This window comes from Mesorhizobium sp. M7A.F.Ca.US.006.04.2.1 (assembly GCF_004022915.1).
Lineage (GTDB): Bacteria > Pseudomonadota > Alphaproteobacteria > Rhizobiales > Rhizobiaceae > Mesorhizobium > Mesorhizobium ciceri.
The window spans coordinates 1-1,524 of sequence record NZ_RZQA01001153.1 but is presented as its reverse complement, the minus strand read 5'-3'; the positions used below and the strand labels follow the sequence as shown (position 1 = coordinate 1,524).

The window sequence follows — 1,524 nt, the reverse complement described above, 5'->3', positions numbered from 1 at the left end:
TGGATACGGTGCGCCGGCGCCGCGACGAGATCGAGGCCATCGTGAAAACGCTGGTGCCGGACGCGGAAATCTTCGGAACCGGTGCGCCAAGGCTTGCCAATACGGCATTCTTCGCTATTGCGGGCGTCAAAGCCGAAACCGCGCAGATCGCCTTCGACCTGGCCGGCGTAGCGCTGTCGGCCGGCTCTGCCTGTTCGTCCGGCAAGGTCGGACCGAGCCATGTGCTGAAAGCCATGGGATACGGTGACAGCCTTGGCGCCTTGCGCGTGTCGATCGGTCCGGCGACGGGCGCGGAAGACATCGAGTTGTTTCGCGTTGCGCTGACGGGAATCGCCGCGCGTCGGGCGGACAGAGAAAAGGCCGCGTAAGCGGGTGGGAGCATCGGACCGAAAAGCGCGTAGCGGTTTTCGGGAAAATCCGATGCTTGACGAAAATGATTTGGGCCATTCGGCCTGGTAGAGCCGTGCGTTTCATGTTGGCCGGGTGAATTTCCGGTCGAAGCGCACTATATGAAACTTACGCTGCCGCAAGCGCCTTTTTGGGGTTCGTTTTGGCGGTGCCATAGTTTGAAAACTGTCGGGCCTTGACCCCGGCGTGGATGGAGAACGCATATGCCTGCTGTGCAGGACACGATCGATCGGGTCCGAAAGATCGACGTCGACCAATACAAATATGGATTCCAGACCGAAATCGCGATGGATAAGGCCCCCAAAGGCCTCAGCGAAGACATTATCCGTTTCATTTCGGCCAAGAAGGATGAACCGTCCTGGATGCTGGAATGGCGTCTGGAAGCCTATCGCCGTTGGCTGACGCTTGACGAGCCGACCTGGGCGCGCGTCCACTATCCCAAGATCGATTTCCAGGACATCTACTTCTACGCGGCGCCCAAGAGCACGCCCGGCCCGACCTCGCTCAGCGATGTCGATCCCGAACTCTTGAAGGTCTACGAGAAGCTCGGTATTCCGCTGCGCGAGCAGGAAATCCTCGCCGGCGTGCAGAAGACCGACGCCTCGGAACTCGAGGAAGTCAGCGACAATGTCTACAAATCGGGCCGCGTCGCCGTCGACGCCGTGTTCGATTCCGTTTCCGTCGTCACCACCTTCAAGAAGGAGCTGGCGCAGGCCGGCGTCATCTTCTGCTCGATCTCGGAAGCCATCCGCGAGCATCCCGAACTGGTGAAGAAGTATCTCGGCTCGGTTGTGCCGACCTCCGATAATTATTACGCCACGCTGAATTCGGCCGTGTTCACCGACGGCTCGTTCGTCTTCGTGCCCAAGGGCGTGCGCTGCCCGATGGAGCTGTCGACCTATTTCCGCATGAACGAGAAGAACACCGGCCAGTTCGAGCGCACGCTGATCATCGCCGAGGAGGGGGCTTACGTCTCCTATCTCGAAGGCTGCACGGCGCCGCAGCGCGATGAGAACCAGCTGCATGCCGCCGTCGTCGAACTGGTGGCGCTCGACGATGCCGAGATCAAATATTCGACGGTGCAGAACTGGTATCCCGGAGACGCCGAGGGCAAGG

General features: G+C 60.2%; 2 protein-coding genes. Both read left to right on the top strand.

The features are described 5' to 3' along the window. The coding region (locus EN925_RS35305; protein WP_128337341.1) for an aminotransferase class V-fold PLP-dependent enzyme at positions 1 to 368 on the top strand (368 nt) is incomplete at its 5' end. 243 nt (positions 369 to 611) lie between these two features. Then, the coding region (locus EN925_RS35300) for a SufD family Fe-S cluster assembly protein (RefSeq protein WP_206633114.1) at positions 612 to 1,524 on the top strand (913 nt) is incomplete at its 3' end.